Source organism: Vibrio sp. TH_r3, assembly GCF_033101115.1.
Taxonomy (GTDB): Bacteria; Pseudomonadota; Gammaproteobacteria; order Enterobacterales; family Vibrionaceae; genus Vibrio.
Map to the genome: position 1 here is coordinate 1 of NZ_JAWMPW010000065.1, position 1,023 is coordinate 1,023.

2 protein-coding genes are annotated in these 1,023 nt (G+C 45.7%); both read right to left on the minus strand.

Annotated features, from left to right (window positions below; translation table 11 throughout):
• Positions 1-52: 52 nt before the first annotated feature.
• Positions 53-664: a mobile mystery protein B gene (locus tag R3X26_RS18760; RefSeq protein WP_317718842.1), complete on the minus strand. Its 612-nt coding sequence runs from the start codon at positions 662-664 to the stop codon at positions 53-55.
• Positions 661-1,023: transcriptional regulator (locus R3X26_RS18765; RefSeq protein ID WP_317718843.1), on the minus strand; the 363-nt coding region annotated here is incomplete at its 5' end. The genes R3X26_RS18765 and R3X26_RS18760, both read right to left, overlap by 4 nt.

Genomic DNA, 1,023 nt, shown 5'->3' on the forward strand with positions numbered 1-1,023 from the left:
CCTCTTTTAACTATCCACACTGTAATTGTATATTTAGCTCTTAACGCTTAGTTTAAGTCACATTCCCTTTCGCCTGAAGATATTGAATTAAAGGCGCATAATCGCCGGCATCAGCTTGGCGTAAGCTCGCAATGTATTCACCCCGCTCTTGGCTTTGTTTATCCAAATCTGTATTGGACCAAACTAAAGGCTTTTGTTTGAGTAGTACCATTCGTATGTAGTCCGTCATTACGCGCGAGTGACGTCCGTTGCCGTTAGGAAAAGGGTGAATTTTAACTAATCTGTGCTGTATCCGGGCCGAGAGTTCTAGGCTGTCATAGTGTTCAAACTCAATCCAACATTTGATGTCTTCCAGTAAGTTGTGTAAATCTGGTCGGATATTCAGCGGATCGACACCAATGTTCAACTCTCGGTGACGGTAGCTGCCGGCCCACTCCCACACATCACCAAACAAACGTTGATGTAACTCTTCCACAAACGCCATAGAAAAAATGTCATCCATGCTAATTTTAGGCGTCGTGGCTAACCAACTCAACCCTTGCAGTATGTTGGCATTTTCAAGCTCATTAAGCTCTTCGCGAGTCGTGATGTGATCAAATTTTAGCCCGGAAACATCATCGGCATTTAGTTCAGTTGCGCCCTTTGGTTCAACAAACAGACTCATTGGTATTTCTCCTGCAAACTGACTTTCCACAAATCTCGGGTGCTGCCCGTTTTAATCTCATTGGCTAATTGAACCAGCGCTTGCTGTTGTTGCTCTGAGGTTAACTGCTGCGCTTCTAAAAACATCGATTGGTGGCTCATGGCCAAACGCTGCTTGGCCAACTCCATAGCGCGCGCTTCTATCATGTCATCAATCGACTGACGCGGAACAATCGCATAAACCAGTTCGGCATCGAGCCCGCTCGCCAGCTGTTTAAGTTGTTTGAGTGTGATGGTTTCATCGGCTTCTTTACGCTCCAATATGGAGACTTGATTACGAGAGAGATTAAGACGTTCACCTAATTGCGCGCCCGACATCCC

Coding starts and splice junctions, on each gene's coding strand:
- R3X26_RS18760 (WP_317718842.1), bottom strand. CDS start 664: ATGAGTCTGTTTGTTGAACCAAAGGGCGCAACTGAACTAAATGCCGAT.